Source organism: Dactylosporangium darangshiense (genome assembly GCF_039537565.1).
GTDB lineage: Bacteria > Actinomycetota > Actinomycetes > Mycobacteriales > Micromonosporaceae > Dactylosporangium > Dactylosporangium darangshiense.
This window is the reverse complement of sequence record NZ_BAABAT010000022.1, coordinates 118,051-132,343: the sequence shown is the minus strand read 5'-3', so window position 1 is coordinate 132,343 and position 14,293 is coordinate 118,051. Positions and strand designations below refer to the sequence as shown.

General features: G+C 73.6%; 18 protein-coding genes. 8 read left to right on the top strand and 10 right to left on the bottom strand.

Features of this window, described 5'->3' with window-relative positions; genetic code table 11:
- Positions 1-64: 64 nt before the first annotated feature.
- The 3 genes from ABD901_RS33375 to ABD901_RS33365 form a co-directional block, all read right to left on the bottom strand.
- On the bottom strand, positions 65-502 hold the full coding sequence (locus ABD901_RS33375) for a hypothetical protein (RefSeq protein ID WP_345132950.1): 438 nt from the start codon (positions 500-502) through the stop codon (positions 65-67).
- Positions 503-752: 250 nt separating this feature from the next.
- Positions 753-1,121, bottom strand: a complete 369-nt coding sequence (locus tag ABD901_RS33370; RefSeq protein WP_345132948.1) for a hypothetical protein — start codon at positions 1,119-1,121, stop codon at positions 753-755.
- Positions 1,118-1,393, bottom strand: a complete 276-nt coding sequence (locus tag ABD901_RS33365; RefSeq protein ID WP_345132946.1) for a hypothetical protein — start codon at positions 1,391-1,393, stop codon at positions 1,118-1,120. The genes ABD901_RS33370 and ABD901_RS33365 overlap by 4 nt, the downstream gene beginning before the upstream one ends.
- Before the next feature lie 202 nt (positions 1,394-1,595).
- On the opposite strand from ABD901_RS33365, the gene ABD901_RS33360 reads away from it, so the two are divergent.
- Together ABD901_RS33360 and ABD901_RS33355 are read left to right on the top strand one after the other, a co-directional pair.
- Positions 1,596-2,753 (top strand): glycosyltransferase 87 family protein, encoded by a 1,158-nt coding sequence (locus ABD901_RS33360; protein ID WP_345132943.1) that lies wholly within the window; start codon positions 1,596-1,598, stop codon positions 2,751-2,753.
- Positions 2,754-2,787: 34 nt separating this feature from the next.
- Complete coding sequence (locus ABD901_RS33355) at positions 2,788-4,050, top strand: SigE family RNA polymerase sigma factor (RefSeq protein WP_345132941.1); 1,263 nt, start codon at positions 2,788-2,790, stop codon at positions 4,048-4,050.
- A 141-nt stretch (positions 4,051-4,191) separates the two neighbouring features.
- Here ABD901_RS33355 and ABD901_RS33350 read toward each other — a convergent pair whose 3' ends face one another.
- Complete coding sequence (locus tag ABD901_RS33350; RefSeq protein WP_345132939.1) at positions 4,192-4,446, bottom strand: hypothetical protein; 255 nt, start codon at positions 4,444-4,446, stop codon at positions 4,192-4,194.
- Positions 4,447-4,530: 84 nt separating this feature from the next.
- On the opposite strand from ABD901_RS33350, the gene ABD901_RS33345 reads away from it, so the two are divergent.
- Positions 4,531-4,893: an alpha/beta hydrolase gene (locus ABD901_RS33345; RefSeq protein ID WP_345132938.1), complete on the top strand. Its 363-nt coding sequence runs from the start codon at positions 4,531-4,533 to the stop codon at positions 4,891-4,893.
- On the opposite strand, the gene ABD901_RS33340 is transcribed toward ABD901_RS33345, so the two are convergent.
- A complete protein-coding gene (locus tag ABD901_RS33340) occupies positions 4,876-5,127 on the bottom strand; it encodes an AMP-binding enzyme (RefSeq protein ID WP_345132936.1) in 252 nt (83 codons plus the stop codon). The genes ABD901_RS33345 and ABD901_RS33340 overlap by 18 nt on opposite strands.
- Before the next feature lie 135 nt (positions 5,128-5,262).
- Positions 5,263-6,294, bottom strand: a complete 1,032-nt coding sequence (locus ABD901_RS33335; protein ID WP_345132935.1) for an AMP-binding protein — start codon at positions 6,292-6,294, stop codon at positions 5,263-5,265.
- Positions 6,295-6,327: 33 nt separating this feature from the next.
- Between ABD901_RS33335 and ABD901_RS33330 the strand changes: the two genes are divergently transcribed.
- From ABD901_RS33330 to ABD901_RS33310, 5 genes are all read left to right on the top strand, one after another.
- The gene (locus ABD901_RS33330) at positions 6,328-7,224 is read left to right on the top strand and encodes an RNA polymerase subunit sigma-70 (RefSeq protein WP_345132933.1); all 897 of its coding nucleotides are present in this window, start codon (positions 6,328-6,330) and stop codon (positions 7,222-7,224) included.
- A gap of 123 nt (positions 7,225-7,347) precedes the next feature.
- On the top strand, positions 7,348-8,046 hold the full coding sequence (locus ABD901_RS33325; RefSeq protein ID WP_345132931.1) for a hypothetical protein: 699 nt from the start codon (positions 7,348-7,350) through the stop codon (positions 8,044-8,046).
- A gap of 12 nt (positions 8,047-8,058) precedes the next feature.
- Positions 8,059-8,331, top strand: coding sequence for a hypothetical protein (locus tag ABD901_RS33320; protein WP_345132928.1), 273 nt, complete (start codon positions 8,059-8,061; stop codon positions 8,329-8,331).
- 8 nt (positions 8,332-8,339) lie between these two features.
- Complete coding sequence (locus ABD901_RS33315) at positions 8,340-8,798, top strand: hypothetical protein (protein WP_345132926.1); 459 nt, start codon at positions 8,340-8,342, stop codon at positions 8,796-8,798.
- 563 nt (positions 8,799-9,361) lie between these two features.
- Positions 9,362-9,709: a hypothetical protein gene (locus tag ABD901_RS33310; RefSeq protein ID WP_345132924.1), complete on the top strand. Its 348-nt coding sequence runs from the start codon at positions 9,362-9,364 to the stop codon at positions 9,707-9,709.
- Positions 9,710-9,769: 60 nt separating this feature from the next.
- Here ABD901_RS33310 and ABD901_RS33305 read toward each other — a convergent pair whose 3' ends face one another.
- From ABD901_RS33305 to ABD901_RS33290, 4 genes are all read right to left on the bottom strand, one after another.
- Entirely contained in the window at positions 9,770-11,092 is a 1,323-nt protein-coding gene (locus ABD901_RS33305; RefSeq protein ID WP_345132922.1) for a histidine-type phosphatase, read from the bottom strand.
- 83 nt (positions 11,093-11,175) lie between these two features.
- The gene (locus ABD901_RS33300; protein WP_345132920.1) at positions 11,176-11,871 is read right to left on the bottom strand and encodes an ABC transporter permease; all 696 of its coding nucleotides are present in this window, start codon (positions 11,869-11,871) and stop codon (positions 11,176-11,178) included.
- Complete coding sequence (locus ABD901_RS33295; RefSeq protein ID WP_345132918.1) at positions 11,868-13,304, bottom strand: DUF1349 domain-containing protein; 1,437 nt, start codon at positions 13,302-13,304, stop codon at positions 11,868-11,870. Before ABD901_RS33295 ends, ABD901_RS33300 begins: the two co-directional genes overlap by 4 nt.
- The gene (locus tag ABD901_RS33290) at positions 13,301-14,233 is read right to left on the bottom strand and encodes an ATP-binding cassette domain-containing protein (RefSeq protein ID WP_345132916.1); all 933 of its coding nucleotides are present in this window, start codon (positions 14,231-14,233) and stop codon (positions 13,301-13,303) included. The genes ABD901_RS33295 and ABD901_RS33290 overlap by 4 nt, the downstream gene beginning before the upstream one ends.
- Positions 14,234-14,293: the final 60 nt, after the last annotated feature.

Here is a 14,293-nt window from a genome sequence, read left to right as displayed (position 1 = left end):
AAGATCGCTTGGCGATACCGGCGCAAGATCGGCAGCCGTTGACCCTTCGGGCAGATTCCGGCGGCTAATCGGTGCCGTCCAATGCCCGGTTGACGTTGATTTCCAGCTCGTGCAGCTCGTTGCCCCAGCGCAGGTCCGACTCGTTGCGGCTGACGGAGGCGCGGATGCCGTCGGCGAGGTCCTGCCCCTGTATCCGCGCGTCGAGGTACTTGAGCTGCTCGGGGCTGACCGGACGGGCCGTTTCGGGGTGGTCGACGACGTGCTGGGCGTCGGCGAGCACGTTGTTGATCCCCCCGGCGAACGCGTTCATCTGCGGGTTGGAGCCGGCGAGATGGTCGAACCGGCTGGGATCCGTGAAGCCACCGTGCCAGCTGCCGGTCGGGGAGTGCCAGCTCGACCCGGTCCCCGGCTGCCCGTGCATCTGCGGATCGGCGACGTGGGCGTCGTGCCCGGGGTGGACGATGTCGTCCACGAGGTCACCCAGCCAGTCGAAGATGTTCACGGCGCCCCCTCACGAGTATCGACTTAGGATCGTGTCCGGCGGCCGCGCCCGGCACAAGGTCCCAACGGATTGGACGCGGTCCGCCGCGTCGGTGTGCCGCGACGGCGCTTCTGCCACGGCCGGAGCCGGCGGATCGGTGCAATTGCGGTCGTCTGGACGCCCTCGTTCGTGGGCGCACATGCCCGGGTGCCGGAGGTGTGAGTCACGACCCTTGCCGATCCCGGTCGAGACGGCGTGGTGCGGGCGTGTCCTATGCCGCGTTGCGGTGGCGGTCGGCGGCCAGCGCGGCGGCGGCGCGCTGGGCGACGTCGAGGCTGCGGCGGAGCTCCGTCACCGGGTCCGGGGTCGTGCCGGTCGTCGCCTCGAGCCCGGCCGTGATCAGGTCGCGCAGCAGGACCGACAGGGCGACGCCGCGCTCGGCGGCCAGGGTGACCACCTCGGCGTCGACCTGGAACGGCAGGCGGACCGTGCGCACGACCGACACCGGGGCGCCGGGAGGCGGCAGGTCGGGGGCGGGGGCCGAGTCGTCGTAGGCGAGCTCGAGGCCGCCGGTGGCGAACTCGTGGCCGAGGTGCTCGGTCTCGGCGAGGTGCTGCAGGTCCCGGTCGTCGTCGGTCATTGGTCGTGCTCCCATTGCTCGAGGTGGGCCGTCTCGGCGGGCGTCATGGGGCGCGCGGCGACGATCGTGGCGTCGAGGCCGGGGCGTGGCCGGACGACGACGATGATCGGGCGATCCGTTGCGGTGCGGCTCCAGATGGCGACGAAGACGTTGCCGTGCTGGTCCACCATGCGGCGGGGCCAGCGGCGTGGGTTGTCGAGCGCCTGCAGCACCTCGACCGGCTCGGCTCCGTGCAGGATCGCCATGAGGCCTGGCAGCCACTCGTAGCCCACAACCCGAGTGTATACGACATGTATACGCAGGTTAAGGGGGTGAGCGATGCCCGTGGCGGTTGATTCACGTCCGCCGTTTATAACGCTCCGGTAAGGATCGACGGCTGTGGGGTGGCAGGAGCCGCCGCGGCAGTGACACGGTCGGAGCCTAGCCAGACGAGCGTCAATACGGGGAGGCGCGTCGCGTTGGGCATGTGGATCTTTGCTGCGCCGCAGTGAGGGCGCGGGGCTGTTCCTGCTCGCCGTGATGGTGGCGGGGTTCGTGGCCGTGTCGGCGCGCTGGCAGGGGCAGTTCGACCTGCAGGTGTACCACGACGCGGTGCGCTCCTGGCTGCGCGGCGGCGACCTCTATGCGTACCGGCACCCGGGCACGGTGCGGGCGTTCGGGTTCACCTATCCGCCGTTCGCCGCGGTGGTGCTGGTGCCGCTCGCGCTGCTGCCCTGGCAGCTCGCCGCCGTCGTGCTCGCGGGCGTCTCGGTCGCCGGCACCGTCGCGCTGCTGTGGCTGCGGTTCGGGCGGATCGTGCCCGTCGTGGCCGCCACGGTGCTGCTGGCCGCGGCCGAACCGTGGCGCGACACGCTGAGCCTCGGGCAGATCAACCTCGTCCTGCTCACGCTCGCGGCGCTCGACCTGCTGGTGCTGCTGGACCGCTCGCCGCTGGCCGGCGTGCTGATCGGGCTGGCGGCCGGGATCAAGCTCGCGCCGGTGCTGTTCGTGGGCTACCTGTTGCTCTCGCGCCGGTACCGGGCGGCGGGCGTCGCCTCGGCCACGGCGCTGCTCACGGTCGCCGTCGGGTGGGCCGTGGCGCCGGGGGCGTCGCGGCGGTACTGGACGGAACTGGTCTGGGGGACCGACCGCATCGGCGACGTCGCGTCGCTCTCCAACCAGTCGCTGCTGGGCGCGGTACACCGGCTGGGCGCGCCGGGCTGGGCCTGGCCCGTGCTGGTCGTCGCCGTGCTGGCGGGCTGGGCGGCGGCGGTCCGGGTGTTCGACTGCGCGATTGCCGCAGTCGGACACCGGCCTCACGCCGTGCGCGACGAGGCCGGCCGGTGGGCCGGCCTCGCGGTCACCGGCGTCGCGATCTGCCTCCTCAGCCCGGTCAGCTGGCTGCACCACCTGGTGTGGCAGCTGCCCGCCGTGCTCGTCCTGACCACGCCGGCGGCGACCGGGCGGGCGCGGGTGTGGTGCCGGGTCGTCGCGGCCGGCGTGTTCACCCTGATGGCCACCCGGGTGGTGTGGCTCTTCGACGACCCGGGCGCCCTCGCGTACCCGATCGGTGCCAACCTGCACGTGCTCACCGGCCTGCTCCTGCTCGCGGTCGTCCCGATGGCCATGCGCAAACCTGTCGCACCGGGGTGACAACCTTTCGGGGGCCGTTGCAGTAGTTGAGGGTATGAAACCCGAACCTGCGAGCGTCGAGGTTCGGTTCTTCGGGAGCCGCGACGAGCAGTTCGAGGCGTTCGTGGCCGACGTCGGGCCGTACCTGCTGCGGGTCGCGCTGCTGCTGTCCGGCGATCGCGGCCACGCCGAGGACCTGGTGCAGACCACGTTCGAGCGCACCTACCGGGCGTGGGACCGGGCCGGCACCGTCGACCCGCGCGCTTACGCGCGCCGGGTGCTGGTCAACCTGCGCATCGACCGGTGGCGGGGGGTGCGGCGGGAGGTGCTCACCGCGCCCGACACGCTGCCCGAGCGCGCCGCGCCGAGCCACGACGACGCCGTCGACACGCGCAACGAAGTCGTGCGGGCCCTCGCGGTGCTGCCGGCCGCGCAGCGGCGGGTGGTGGTGCTGCGGCACCTGCTCGGGCTCACCGAGGCCGAGACCGCGTTCGAGCTCGCCGTGTCGGTCGGCACCGTGAAGTCGCACAACGCGCGGGCCCTGGCGCGGCTGCGGACCCTGCTCACGGGAAGGGCGGCAATGATGGAAGCCAACCGCGAGCCGGGCGCACGCGACCTCATGTCCGACGAGGCGATCGTCGCCTTCCTCCGCACACACGCGCCGGGGCTGCCGGCCGTCCGGTTCGACGGGCCGGCCGTGGCCGCCCGCGCGCGGCGGGTCCAGCGGCGGCGGCGCCGGGTGGGGGCCTCCGCCGTGACCTTCGCCAGCGCGGCGCTGGTCTACCTCCTGCTCGCGCTCGTCGGCCCGCTGCCGGTGCCCGGCGGCGGCAACGTGAGCCTGCCCGGCAGCCGCGAGCTGCGGGCGGCGGTCGCGCACATCATGCCGGGGCCGCCGAAGGCCGACCAGTGGGGCGAGGACGTGAACCGTCTCGAGCGCGACGTGCTGCCGGTGATCGAGGAGCTGCGGGTCTTCTACTACCTCTACGAGGAGGGGACGCCCTGTCGCGTCCTGGAGTACGGCCGCGGCAACTTCCGCGAGGGCTCGCCCGCCTGCGGGCCGGACCAGGTGCCCTTCGACGCACAGGCCCGCGCCGACTTCGAGCGGGTGAGGATGGGCGTCGAGCACTGCGGCGTGCAGGTCCAGCGGATCTACCGCAGCGGCGGCGTCCGCGTGCAGGTGGTGGACTCCTCGTGGGAGTACAACTGGGAATATGCCTATCTGCCCGGCACCGACGTGGCTCCGCCGAAGGTCTGGCCCGAGGAGGAGTGGACGCACATCCGCGACCAGTGGTGGTTCCACCGGGGGCACGACGACTGACGGGGCAGCGCGCCGATCGCCGATGCGCTAGTAAGCAGGCATGCCGATCGGATACATGATCCCCGTCGCCCTGCTCGCGTTCTGCACGGCGGTGGCGGTGATCGGTCCGCGGCCGCCGCACACGACGCCGAGCTACTGGGGCTACTGGGTCACGTTCCAGATCAACGAGCAGCCGTTCGTGCCGCTGTACGTGCTGGCCGCGATCAGTGCGCTCGCGTTCGCGCAAGGCGACCTCGCCTCGCCAGCCGGGCTGGCCGCCTTCGGCGTCGCGGTGCTCACCGCCGCCGGGCTCATGGTGCTGGTGCGGCGGGCGCTGCCGGCGGGTGCGGTGCTGCGGCGGGCGCTTGCCGAGGGCGGCATCGACGTCCCGCCGGCGCGCCGGTCGTGGGCGCGCATCCTGTTCGCGCCGTTCGCGGTGCGCCGCCGCGACGTGGCCCGCGTCGCGAACCTCGCCTACGGGGACGCGGGCACCTCGCGACGATGCTCGCGCTCACCCCGGACGACCCGCAGCTCCAGCCGGGCTTCGAGGACACGGACACGTCGGTCACGGCCGCCATCGGCTTCTACGGCTACTACGGCCGCGCCGGCGGCCCGGGCTCCTCGCCCCTCGACCGCCTCGGCGACGCGCCGCCGATGTTGTTCGTGCACGGTGACAAGGACAGCTCGACACTGGTCGAGGACACCCGCGAGCTCGTCGAACGGCTGCGCGCGGCAAGCTCCGGCCCGGTGCTCTACGCCGAGCTGCCCGGCGCGCAGCACACCTTCGACCTGTTCTACTCGCTGCGGTACAGCCACGTCATCGACGCCGTGACGGCGTTCTGCGAGTCACAGCGCCCCGCGTAGGGCCTTGCGGTTGAGCTTGCCGACCGAGGTCAGCGGGATCTCGTCGACGATGCGGATGTCCCGCGGGCGTTTCGTCGGGGCCAGCCGCTCGCGGGCGAACGCCTCCAGGTCGGCCGGCTCGCACGGCTCGCGCAGCGACACGAACGCCACCACCTCCTCGCCGAGGCGCTCGTCGGGGCGTCCGACGACCGCGGCCATCGACACCGCCGGGTGCTGGGCGAGCACGTCCTCCACGTCCCTGGGGTACACGTTGAAGCCGCCGCGGATGATGACGTCCTTCTTGCGGTCGACGATGGTGAGGTACCCGTCCTCGTCGAGCCGCCCGATGTCCCCGGTCGCGAACCAGCCGTCCTCGACCCGGTCGCCGCGCTAGTAGCCGCGCATGACGTTCGCGCCGCGCACCAGGATCTCGCCGTCCTCGCCCAGCCGCACGTCCACGCCCGGCACCGGCCTTCCGACCGTGCCGGGCCGCGGCGCGTCGGGCGGGGTCGCGGTGACGATGCCGCCGGTCTCCGTGCAGCCGTACCCCTCCAGGACCCGCGCCGACGGCACCGCCCGTTCGAACGCCTCGGCGACCGCGCGGGGCAGCGGCGCGGCGCCGGAGTACACCCGCCGCAGTTGCCCGAGATCGTGCCTCGCCGGGTCCTGCGCGAGCAGCATGACCAGCATCGAGGGCACCACGGCGGCCACCTGCACCCGATGCCCGGCCGCCAGCCCCAGCCACGCCGCCGGCTCGAACCAGCGCTGCAGCACGGTGACCGGCGCCTCCCTCGCGTGCAGCGCCCCGACGGTGAGCAGCAGCCCGTAGGAGTGCGACATCGGCAGCGCGGTCAACCCCAGGTTCAACCCCGGCGTGTAGCTGACGGCCCGCGACGACGCACCGGCCGCCGACAGGTTTGCATGCGTCAGCGGTACCCCTTTGCTGCGCCCGGTCGTACCCCCGGTATAGAGCAGCGCGGCGAGGTCATCGGCCCCGACGTCCACAATGGACAGCGGGTCGGCGGCCCGCAGCTCGTCGAACTCCGGCGTACCGACGACGAGCGTGCGCACCCCGAGATCGCCGAACTTCGCCACCAGCTCGGGACTGGTCACGACGGCGACCGCGCCCGCGTCGGCCAGGATGTGCCGCAGCTCCTGCGCGGTCACGAGGAACACGACGGGCGTGACGACCGCACCGGCCCGCCAGATCGCCTGGTACACCATCGAGACCTCGGGACAGTTGGCCATCACGACCGCGACCCGCTCGCCGGGCCGCACGCCGAGCGCCCGCAGCCCACCAGCGATGCGCGCGGCGCCGTCGTGCATGGCCGCGGAGGAGTACCAGGAGCCTTCGAACCACAGCGACCGATGGTCCCCGAACCGTTCGAGCGCGGCATCGGCAAGGCGGGCAAGGTTCGTCATGTGACCTCCTTTTGACACTCCCTATGCCGATAGTTGAGCCGTGTCAAGGGGTGCCGGCGACCCGGGGCCGCGAGGACCTCCACGTCTCGCGGAGCGGCTCGCCGAGCCAGTTGCTGTTCACCGATCTACCCTGAGCCGCCCAGTTTTCGTCCCCGCCGGCGTCTACATCAGCGACGCGCGAGTGAGGGGAGCACGCCGATGCCCGGGATGGAGCCGCCGGAGCCCACCCGGCTGGGGGAGGTGCGCTGGTTGCAGCCTTTCCCCGATGTACTGCTGGAATGCCTCGCCGACACCGCACCCGGCCCCGAGGCGCGCTTTGACGCCCGCGAGTCGATCTCGCTCGCGTTCATCACCGCGCTGCAGTTGCTCCCGCCGCGGCAACGGGCGGCGCTCATCCTGCGCGACGTGCTCGGCTTCCACGCACGCGAGGCCGCCGAGATCCTCGATGCCACCGAGGAGTCGGTGACCGGCGTGCTCGAGCGGGCCCGCGCCGCGCTGCAGCGACAGCTTCCGGAGGGGCAGCACGGTGCGCCGCCGCCGGCCGGGTCGCCCGCCGAGCGGGACCTGGTGCAGCGGCTCACCCGGGCCTTCGAGTCCGCCGACGTCGGCGCCGTCGTTGCGCTGCTCACCGACGACGCGTGGCTGACGATGCCGCCGCGTCCCCTGCAGTACCAGGGACGGGAAACGGCCGGCCGGTTCCTCGCCGCCACCGCGTTCCGCCCCGGCCGGCTGCCCCGGCTCGTGCCGACCAGGGCGAACGGGCAGCCCGCGTTCGGCTTGTACGTCCGCGACCCGCACGGCGGCGTCTGCCACGCGATCGGTGTGCTGGTGCTGACGCTGTCCGGGCCGCGGATCAGCGCGATGACCTGCTTCGACACCAGCGTCCTGAGCGCCTTCGGGCTGCCGCGGACCCTGCGCGAGGGCCGTTAGCCGGCCTTCGTGAGGTGGTCCGTGCTCGGGCGATCAGGCGTCAAGCCGACAGTAACGGCGCGACCGCGGGGTGTACGGTGGCGCCGGTTACCACGGAGAGGAAGCCGTCGATGGCTACTGTGGATGACGAAACCGCTTCGGTCGGGGATCGGCAGGATCTTCGAGCACGACGACACCATCCGCACGGCGGTCGCCGGCCACCTGAGGGTCCGGGGCCAGGCGTCACGGGAGCGGGCGGAGCGGGCCGAAGCAGCCTTCGGCCGGTTCAGCCCGAGCCGGTTCACCGAGGAGCAACGGGCGCAACAGGACTACCTCGGGCCCGGCGACGAGCTCGGGCCGGCGATGACCGCGACGATCGGCCGGGGCGTCGACGCCATGCGCGGGGCGGAGACGGAGACGTCGCTGCGGCTGACGCTCACCGACGAGCTGCGCGGGCTGCTCGAGCCGGCCGACGGCGACGCCCTGGGCACCATCGCCCTCGGCACGCTGCACGCCTACCTCGCCCGGCGCCTCGGCGCCGGCTTCGGCGGCAGCGGCGGCAGGCTCACCGCCTACGCGGCCGCGGCGGAGGCCGAGCGGATGCTGGCCGAGATCGAGGACCCGGGCGGCAAGCGCGCGGCCGGCCGGGCCGGCTCGGTCGCCGAGGACGACGACGAGGACACCGGCGGCCAGCATGGCGACCCGGCGGCCGCGATGGTCGCGACCGAGGTCGCCCTGCAGCCGGCCGGCACCACGACGGCCGACCACAGCACGCCGGCCGGCGCCGGGGACATCGACACGTGCGCCTCAAGGACCGCATGCGCGTCACGTTCACCTGGGTGAAGGACCGATAACATGGCCACGACCGACGCCGGCACCGCCGCGATCGCGCCGACCGGCCGGCTGCACCAGCTGCTGACCCGCCTCGACCGGCTGCTCGGCGAGCGGTACGCCTTCGACGTGTTCGCCGCGAACTCGGTGAACTTCGGCTTCATGGTCACCTACCGGCAGACCTGGACGCCGCAGAACTACCAGGTCGGCGACCTCGTGTCGACGATCCCGCTGGCACCCAAGGAGATCCGCCGCTGCAGCGCACGTACCGCATCAGCGAGCGGATCCACAAGCTGACGCCGGTCGTGCTCGTCGCCAACGACGTGCCGGCGCCGCACCAGATCGACGACGCGTGGCTCGTCCAGCACGACTGGATCCTGCGCCGGGTGATCCTCGACGACTCGTTCCGGCCGGCGCTGCGGTACCTCGCCGAGAGCTTCGTCGGCGCCGAGACAAACATCCGCAACCTGCAGGCCAACGCCGAGGCGCAGAAGGCGGTCGTCGACTCCCTCGGCCAGCAGTTCACGGCCCAGGACCGGATCATCGGCGCCGACCAGCAGGACGTCCTCGACGCCGTCCGCGCGCTCGGCTCCAGCCAGCAGCAACAGGGCATGCTCGACATCGTCAAGCGCATCTTCGACCCTCGCCGCGCGCCGACGACGACCTGGTCGTCGTGCCGACGAAGTCGCTGTACATCGAGGCGCTCGCCGGCACACACCCGCTGCTGGAGGACTTCAAGCTCATCCACCGCGCCCTGGACGTGAAGAAGGTCCAGGCGGAGCTGCGCCGCGCCGAGCTGGAGAACGTCCGCCTCGCCGCCCGGGCCTGCGCGGCAAGGACGACGACCCCGACATCGAGAAGAAGATCGTGATCGAGACCGCGACGGACAACATCACGGTCCAGCCCGACGGGAACTAGGCAATGGATCCCGACCGGGGCCTCGATCGGGGCATCTTCGATCGGGGCGTCCTCGACCGCCGCGTCCCCGATCGCGGGCCCGCCGTGCGAGGTCCCGGCGCCCCCGCGGGCCTCGGCCCCCGGGAGCTGGCCGTCGTCGACGAGGCGCTCCTGCGCGGCGCCACCGTCGTGGAGGTCATGGAGGTGCTGTACGCCCGGGGGCTGCCCCGCTTCGACATCGGCCGCCCGGCGCTCGCCGGCCCGGACCCCGCCGACCCGCCGGCGCTGATCCCGCCCGGACGGGCCGAGACGCGCGCGGAGCGGGCGCTGCGCGAGTACAACCAGGGTCTCGCCGCGGTGGCTGCCCAGGTACGACAAGCTGGAGGAGCAGCGCCGCGCCGCCCGGGCCGGCAAGGACGCGGATGCGAAGGTGGCGGCGCTCGACCGGGAGATCCGCGACGACCCCGACCTCGCCGCCGTCCGGGTGCTCATCGCCGAGTACACCCGCAAGGTCCTCGACCAGTGGCGCGCCTACGGCATCATCACGATCCCGCCCGAGGTCGTCGAGAGCTTCGTGCGCAACGGGACAGCCAACGGCGCCCGCTGGGGAGGCGAGCACGAGCGGAGCAAGGACATCATGCACCTCGAGCTGCTGCGGCTCGCGTCGCCGGACTCGCAGGGCCGGGCGGGACGCAGCGGGCGGCGACCGCCCGTCACCGGCCTGCGGGACCTCATGGCACCCGGCGCCGTCCCGGCGCCCGTCAACGGACCGCCCTGACCCACCGCGCGGGCCGGCCGGGCCGCGACCCGCCGGTGCGGGCCGCGGCACCGTGCGGCGTCAGCGGTCGAAGCAGCGCTCCAGCTCGCTCAGCCGGTAGTAGACGCTGCCGCGGGCGATCGGGTGGCACGACGGCGGGAAGGCCGTCTCCCGCTCGTTGTAGAGCATCCGCACCAGGTAGGTGCCGCCCTTGGCGAACAGGTCCCACTGGATGTTGGCGGCCATCGGCGCGACGCTCGCGCCGCGCCACGGGTTGTTGGCGTAGGTGTAGGGCTGGTCGAGGCGGGCCTGCTTCGTGCTGCCCGGCAGCTGCAGCAGCACCGCGAGGGGCTCGACCTCCTCGGCGTGGGTGAAGCGCAGCACCGCACCCTTGGCGCTGGTCCCGCCGGCCTTCGCCTCGAGCTCGGCGAACAGGTCGTCGAGCAGCGGGGCCGCCATCTTGTAGGTGATGTCGCGGCCCGCGAAGGCCGGTCCGCTCTGGTAGAACTCCTCGGCGTCGTCGAGGTACGCCAGCCACGCGGCGTCGGCGGCGGGCAGGAACGGGTCGAGGTTCGCGCGGGGCGCCTCGACGCGCAGGTCCGGCGCCACGCTGTACAGCTCGAACAGCGAACGCGCGAAGGACACCTGGTCCGCCGTGGGCACCCCGGCGGCGTACGCCGGGGTGAACAGGCGGGACACGACGTGCCGGGCGACCTGCGCGGTGCGGGGCTGCTCGTCGATGCGCGCCAGGGCCGCCAGCAGGTCCGGGTCGCCGTCGGCGTAGGCCTGGTAGTCGGCGTTCTGGGGCTGCTTGTGGAAGTACAGCTGGTCCTTGTTCGTGACCGGGGCCTGGATCAGCCCGGTTAGCGCCGGGTTGCCGGCGGCGAGCCCGCCGGTGAAGGCGTCGGCGCTGGCCACGGCCCGCTTCACGCCCGAGGTCTCGACCTCGATCGGGCGTTGCCGGGCGACGATGTCGGCGAACAGTCCCGGCAGCCGGCTCTCCATGCGCAGCGCGGTCTCCCGCTGCTCGCTCGCGCCGAGGCCGGACAGGTTGCCGTAGCCGATCGACGCCCCGGCGTCCAGCAGCGCCTGCACCTGCGGTGCGAGGGCCGCGCCGAGGTGCGTCAGCCCGCCCTTGGCCTGGGCGTCGGAAAGCACGGCGAGCACGGCGTCGCCGTCCTCGCTGTCCGACATGGCGCGCGAGCCGTGCCGCGCCACGCTCTCGGTGAAGACGGGGACGAAGCCGCGCGGCGGTGCCTCGTAGTCGCGCAGGCGCTCCTGCGGCGAGTACGGCGTCTTCGTCGTGTAGTTGTGCGTGTCGTCGTGTGCCAGCGCGGTGCCGGGCGCGGCCAGGAGCAGCACGGCGAGGGCCAGCACGGAGCCGGCACGAACGGTACGCTTCATGATCCCGCACCCTGACAACCCCGGCGGAACCGCGTCCGGCCCGCAGCCGTGGGCGGGATGAGCTGCCGGTAAACATCCGTTTTCTATGTGTCGCGAAGCCTCGACAGGAGCGCGCCGAGCAGCAACGTCCCGCAGGCCCAGGTGGCCAGGACGCCCAGGCCGCCGGACATCGGCGCGACTCGTTCGAACAGCCGATGCCACTGCGGGTCCGCCACCATTTGGGCGAGGATCGGCGGGAGGTACACCAGCCCGAGCACGGTGCCGATCGCGGCGGCGGAGTCGCGCAGGACGGCGGCGATGCCGAGGCCGAGGAGCGCGATCAGCACCAGGAACGCGACCGAGCCGGCGGTGGCGCGCAGGACGTGGCCGTCGGCGAGCGAGAGGCGCGCCAGGCTGGCCCCGGCGACCAGGACGGAGGCGAGCAGGGTGACGCTCCCGGCCGCGGCGACCGCGACGGCGAGCACCAGCGCCTTGGCGGCCAGCACCGTCGTGCGGCCCGGGATCGCGGTCAGGGTGGTGCGGATCAGCGCGGTGCTGTACTCGCCGCTGACGGTCAGCACGGCGAGGACCGCGACCGGGGCCAGCCCCAGGTACACGCCGCTGAGGGCGAGCCGGACCGCGTCGGCGCCGCAGCCGTCCTGCGCGCAGGCGGCCGCGCCCGATATCGCGGCGCCCAGCGCCACCGTGACGATCGCGGTGGTCAGCAGCAGCCACGCGGGGCCGGGAGTGGTGCGCAGCTTCGTCCATTCCGCGCGGACGGCGTTCCACGCGGTGCTCACGCGTCCCTCCGGCGCAGCAGGACGGCGGCCACGGCGAAGGCGAGCGCGGTGTAGCCGCACAGCACCGCCATGCCGGCCCACGGCGGCAGCGGGTAGTAGCCGTTCGCCGGTGTGTAGACGGTGTCGACCTGGGGGTACCGGATGAGGGTCTGCTGCACGGCCAGCGCGGCGGCGGGGGTGACCTCGGTCAGCCACCGCGCCATGGGCGGCGGCAGGAACGGGGTCAGCGCCAGCAGGTAGGGCAGCACAGTGACGGCGACGACGGCGGTGACCGCGGTGGCGCTGCGCCGCAGGATGGTGCCGACGGCCAGGGCGAGGACGGCGACGACGGCGAGCAGCGCGGCGGTGCCCGCCTCGGCGCGCAGCAGGGCGCCGGGCGAGGCCGGGAACACGTAGATGCCGAGCCCGCGGACCAGCCGCGACCACAGCGGCACCGCGACCGCGGCGGCGGCCAGGGTGGAGGCGAACGTGACGCCGGCGACCACGACGGCCTTGGCCACGAGCACCCGGACCCGGCCCGTGCCGGCGCTCAGCGTGCTGCGGATCATCCGGTACCGGTACTCGGTGGTCATCATCAGGGTGGCCACGACGACGATGACGATCAGCGCCGGGAACGTCCCGTAGAGCAGGTCGCTCGGTGCGGCCCCGACGGGCAGGTCGCCGCGGGTGGCCGGCGCGATGTCGCCGGCGCCGGTCACGGTGAACCCGGCCCCGGCCGGCGCGAACCCGCCGGTGACGCCGCGCGGGTAGCCGGCGAAGGTGGCGGTGCGCGCGCCGATCTGGTCACCGGTCCAGGTGGCCGCGGGCCAGTCGCCCGCCAGCTCCGGCTCGCCGAAGCCGGCGGTGGCCGCGTCGACGGCCGAGCCGAGGCCGTCCACGTGCGGCGGGCAGGCCACGAACAGGCCGGCCTCGACGGTGCCGGCGAGCCCGGGCACCCGGACGGTGTCGATCTCGCTCCAGGTCGTGCCGTCGGCCGAGGCCTCGCCGGTGACCGTGTCGCCTGAGCGGGTCAGCCGCAGCCAGCGCGCCGCGGCCGGTTGCCCGGCGCGGTCGTGGAGGTAGTCGTGCTGCATCCGCACGCCGTGCCCGCCGGTGACCATGACCGCGGCGTAGCGGGAGCCGAGGCCCGGTCCCGCAGAGACGATGAGCCCTGCCTTCGCCCACGGCGCAGCCCCGCGCACGGAGCTCAGCGAGGCGACCTCGACGGTGATCCGGCCGTCGCCGGACAGGGGGCGGTGCACGAAGTAGTACCCGTCGCTGACCGCCACGCCGTCCGGCCCCATCGGGACCGGCGCCGCCTCGTCGGGACCGGCGCCGCCCATGCCGAGGACGGGGAACAGCACGATCATCAGGGCCGCGGCGGCGCTGGCGCGCACCCAGGCGGGTACCGAGCGGAACTTCGTCCATTCCGCCCGCAGCAGGCGCCGGTTCACCGGGCCGCTCCGCTCGCGGCGGCGCGGTACTCGACGGCGTCGCGGGTCAGCTCGAGGTAGGCCTCCTCGAGGGTGGCGCGGTGCGGCGCGAGCTCGGAGAACGGCAGCCCGCCGGCGGTGAGCACCGCGACGACCCGCTCGGTGGCGAGCTTCCTGACGTGGAGCTCGTCCGCGCCCGTGCGGGTCACCTGCGCGCCCGCGGCGGCCAGCGCCGCGGCGGCCGGCTGCGGCGCGCTCGTGCGCACCCGCACCCGGTCACCGGACGCGGCCGCGATCAGTTCGGCGACGCTCGTGTCGGCGATGACCCTGCCGCGGCCGACGACCACCACGTGGTCGGCCATGCCCTGCAGCTCGCTCATCAGGTGGCTGGACACCAGCACCGCCCGGCGCTGCCCGGCCAGGTCGCGCAGGAAGCCGCGCAGCCACACGATGCCCTCGGGGTCCATGCCGTTGAACGGCTCGTCCAGCATGATCGCCGGCGGGTCGGCGAGCAGCGCGGCCGCGAGGCCGAGCCGCTGGCGCATGCCGAGGGAGTACCCGCCGGCGGGGCGGCGGCCCGCCGAGGCCAGCCCCACGTGCTCGAGGACCTCGTCGACGCGGCGGCCGTCCAGGCCCTGCGACTGCGCGAGCCACAGCAGGTGGTTGCGCCCGGTCCGGGCCGGGTGCAGCGCGGAGGCGTCCAGCAGCGCGCCCAGGTGCCGCATCGGGCAGCGCAGCGACCGGTAGGCCCGGCCGCCGACCAGGGCGTGCCCCGCGTCGGCGGCGTGCAGCCCGAGGATGATCCGCATGGTGGTGGACTTGCCGGCGCCGTTGGGCCCGACGAACCCGGTCACCCGCCCCGGTACGGCCGTGAACGTCATCCCGTCCAGCGCGGTCGTGGAGCCGTAGCGTTTGCGCAGCCCCGCGACCTCGATCGTGGCATCAGTCATGGCACGGTTTTGTACGCCGGAGCCGGTGACAGCCCGGTACGCGAGGCTGTGACCGGGCTG

Bases quoted from the DNA above. Each gene is read 5' to 3' on its own strand.
- ABD901_RS33370 (WP_345132948.1), bottom strand. From the start codon at position 1,121: ATGACCGACGACGACCGGGACCTGCAGCACCTCGCCGAGACCGAGCAC.
- ABD901_RS33355 (WP_345132941.1), top strand. From the start codon at position 2,788: ATGAAACCCGAACCTGCGAGCGTCGAGGTTCGGTTCTTCGGGAGCCGC.
- ABD901_RS33350 (WP_345132939.1), bottom strand. From the start codon at position 4,446: ATGCGCGCCCACGACCGGCGCGCCGGCGGGACGTCGATGCCGCCCTCG.
- ABD901_RS33345 (WP_345132938.1), top strand. From the start codon at position 4,531: ATGCTCGCGCTCACCCCGGACGACCCGCAGCTCCAGCCGGGCTTCGAG.
- ABD901_RS33335 (WP_345132935.1), bottom strand. From the start codon at position 6,294: ATGACGAACCTTGCCCGCCTTGCCGATGCCGCGCTCGAACGGTTCGGG.
- ABD901_RS33325 (WP_345132931.1), top strand. From the start codon at position 7,348: ATGACGAAACCGCTTCGGTCGGGGATCGGCAGGATCTTCGAGCACGAC.
- ABD901_RS33320 (WP_345132928.1), top strand. From the start codon at position 8,059: ATGGCCACGACCGACGCCGGCACCGCCGCGATCGCGCCGACCGGCCGG.
- ABD901_RS33305 (WP_345132922.1), bottom strand. From the start codon at position 11,092: ATGAAGCGTACCGTTCGTGCCGGCTCCGTGCTGGCCCTCGCCGTGCTG.
- ABD901_RS33290 (WP_345132916.1), bottom strand. From the start codon at position 14,233: ATGACTGATGCCACGATCGAGGTCGCGGGGCTGCGCAAACGCTACGGC.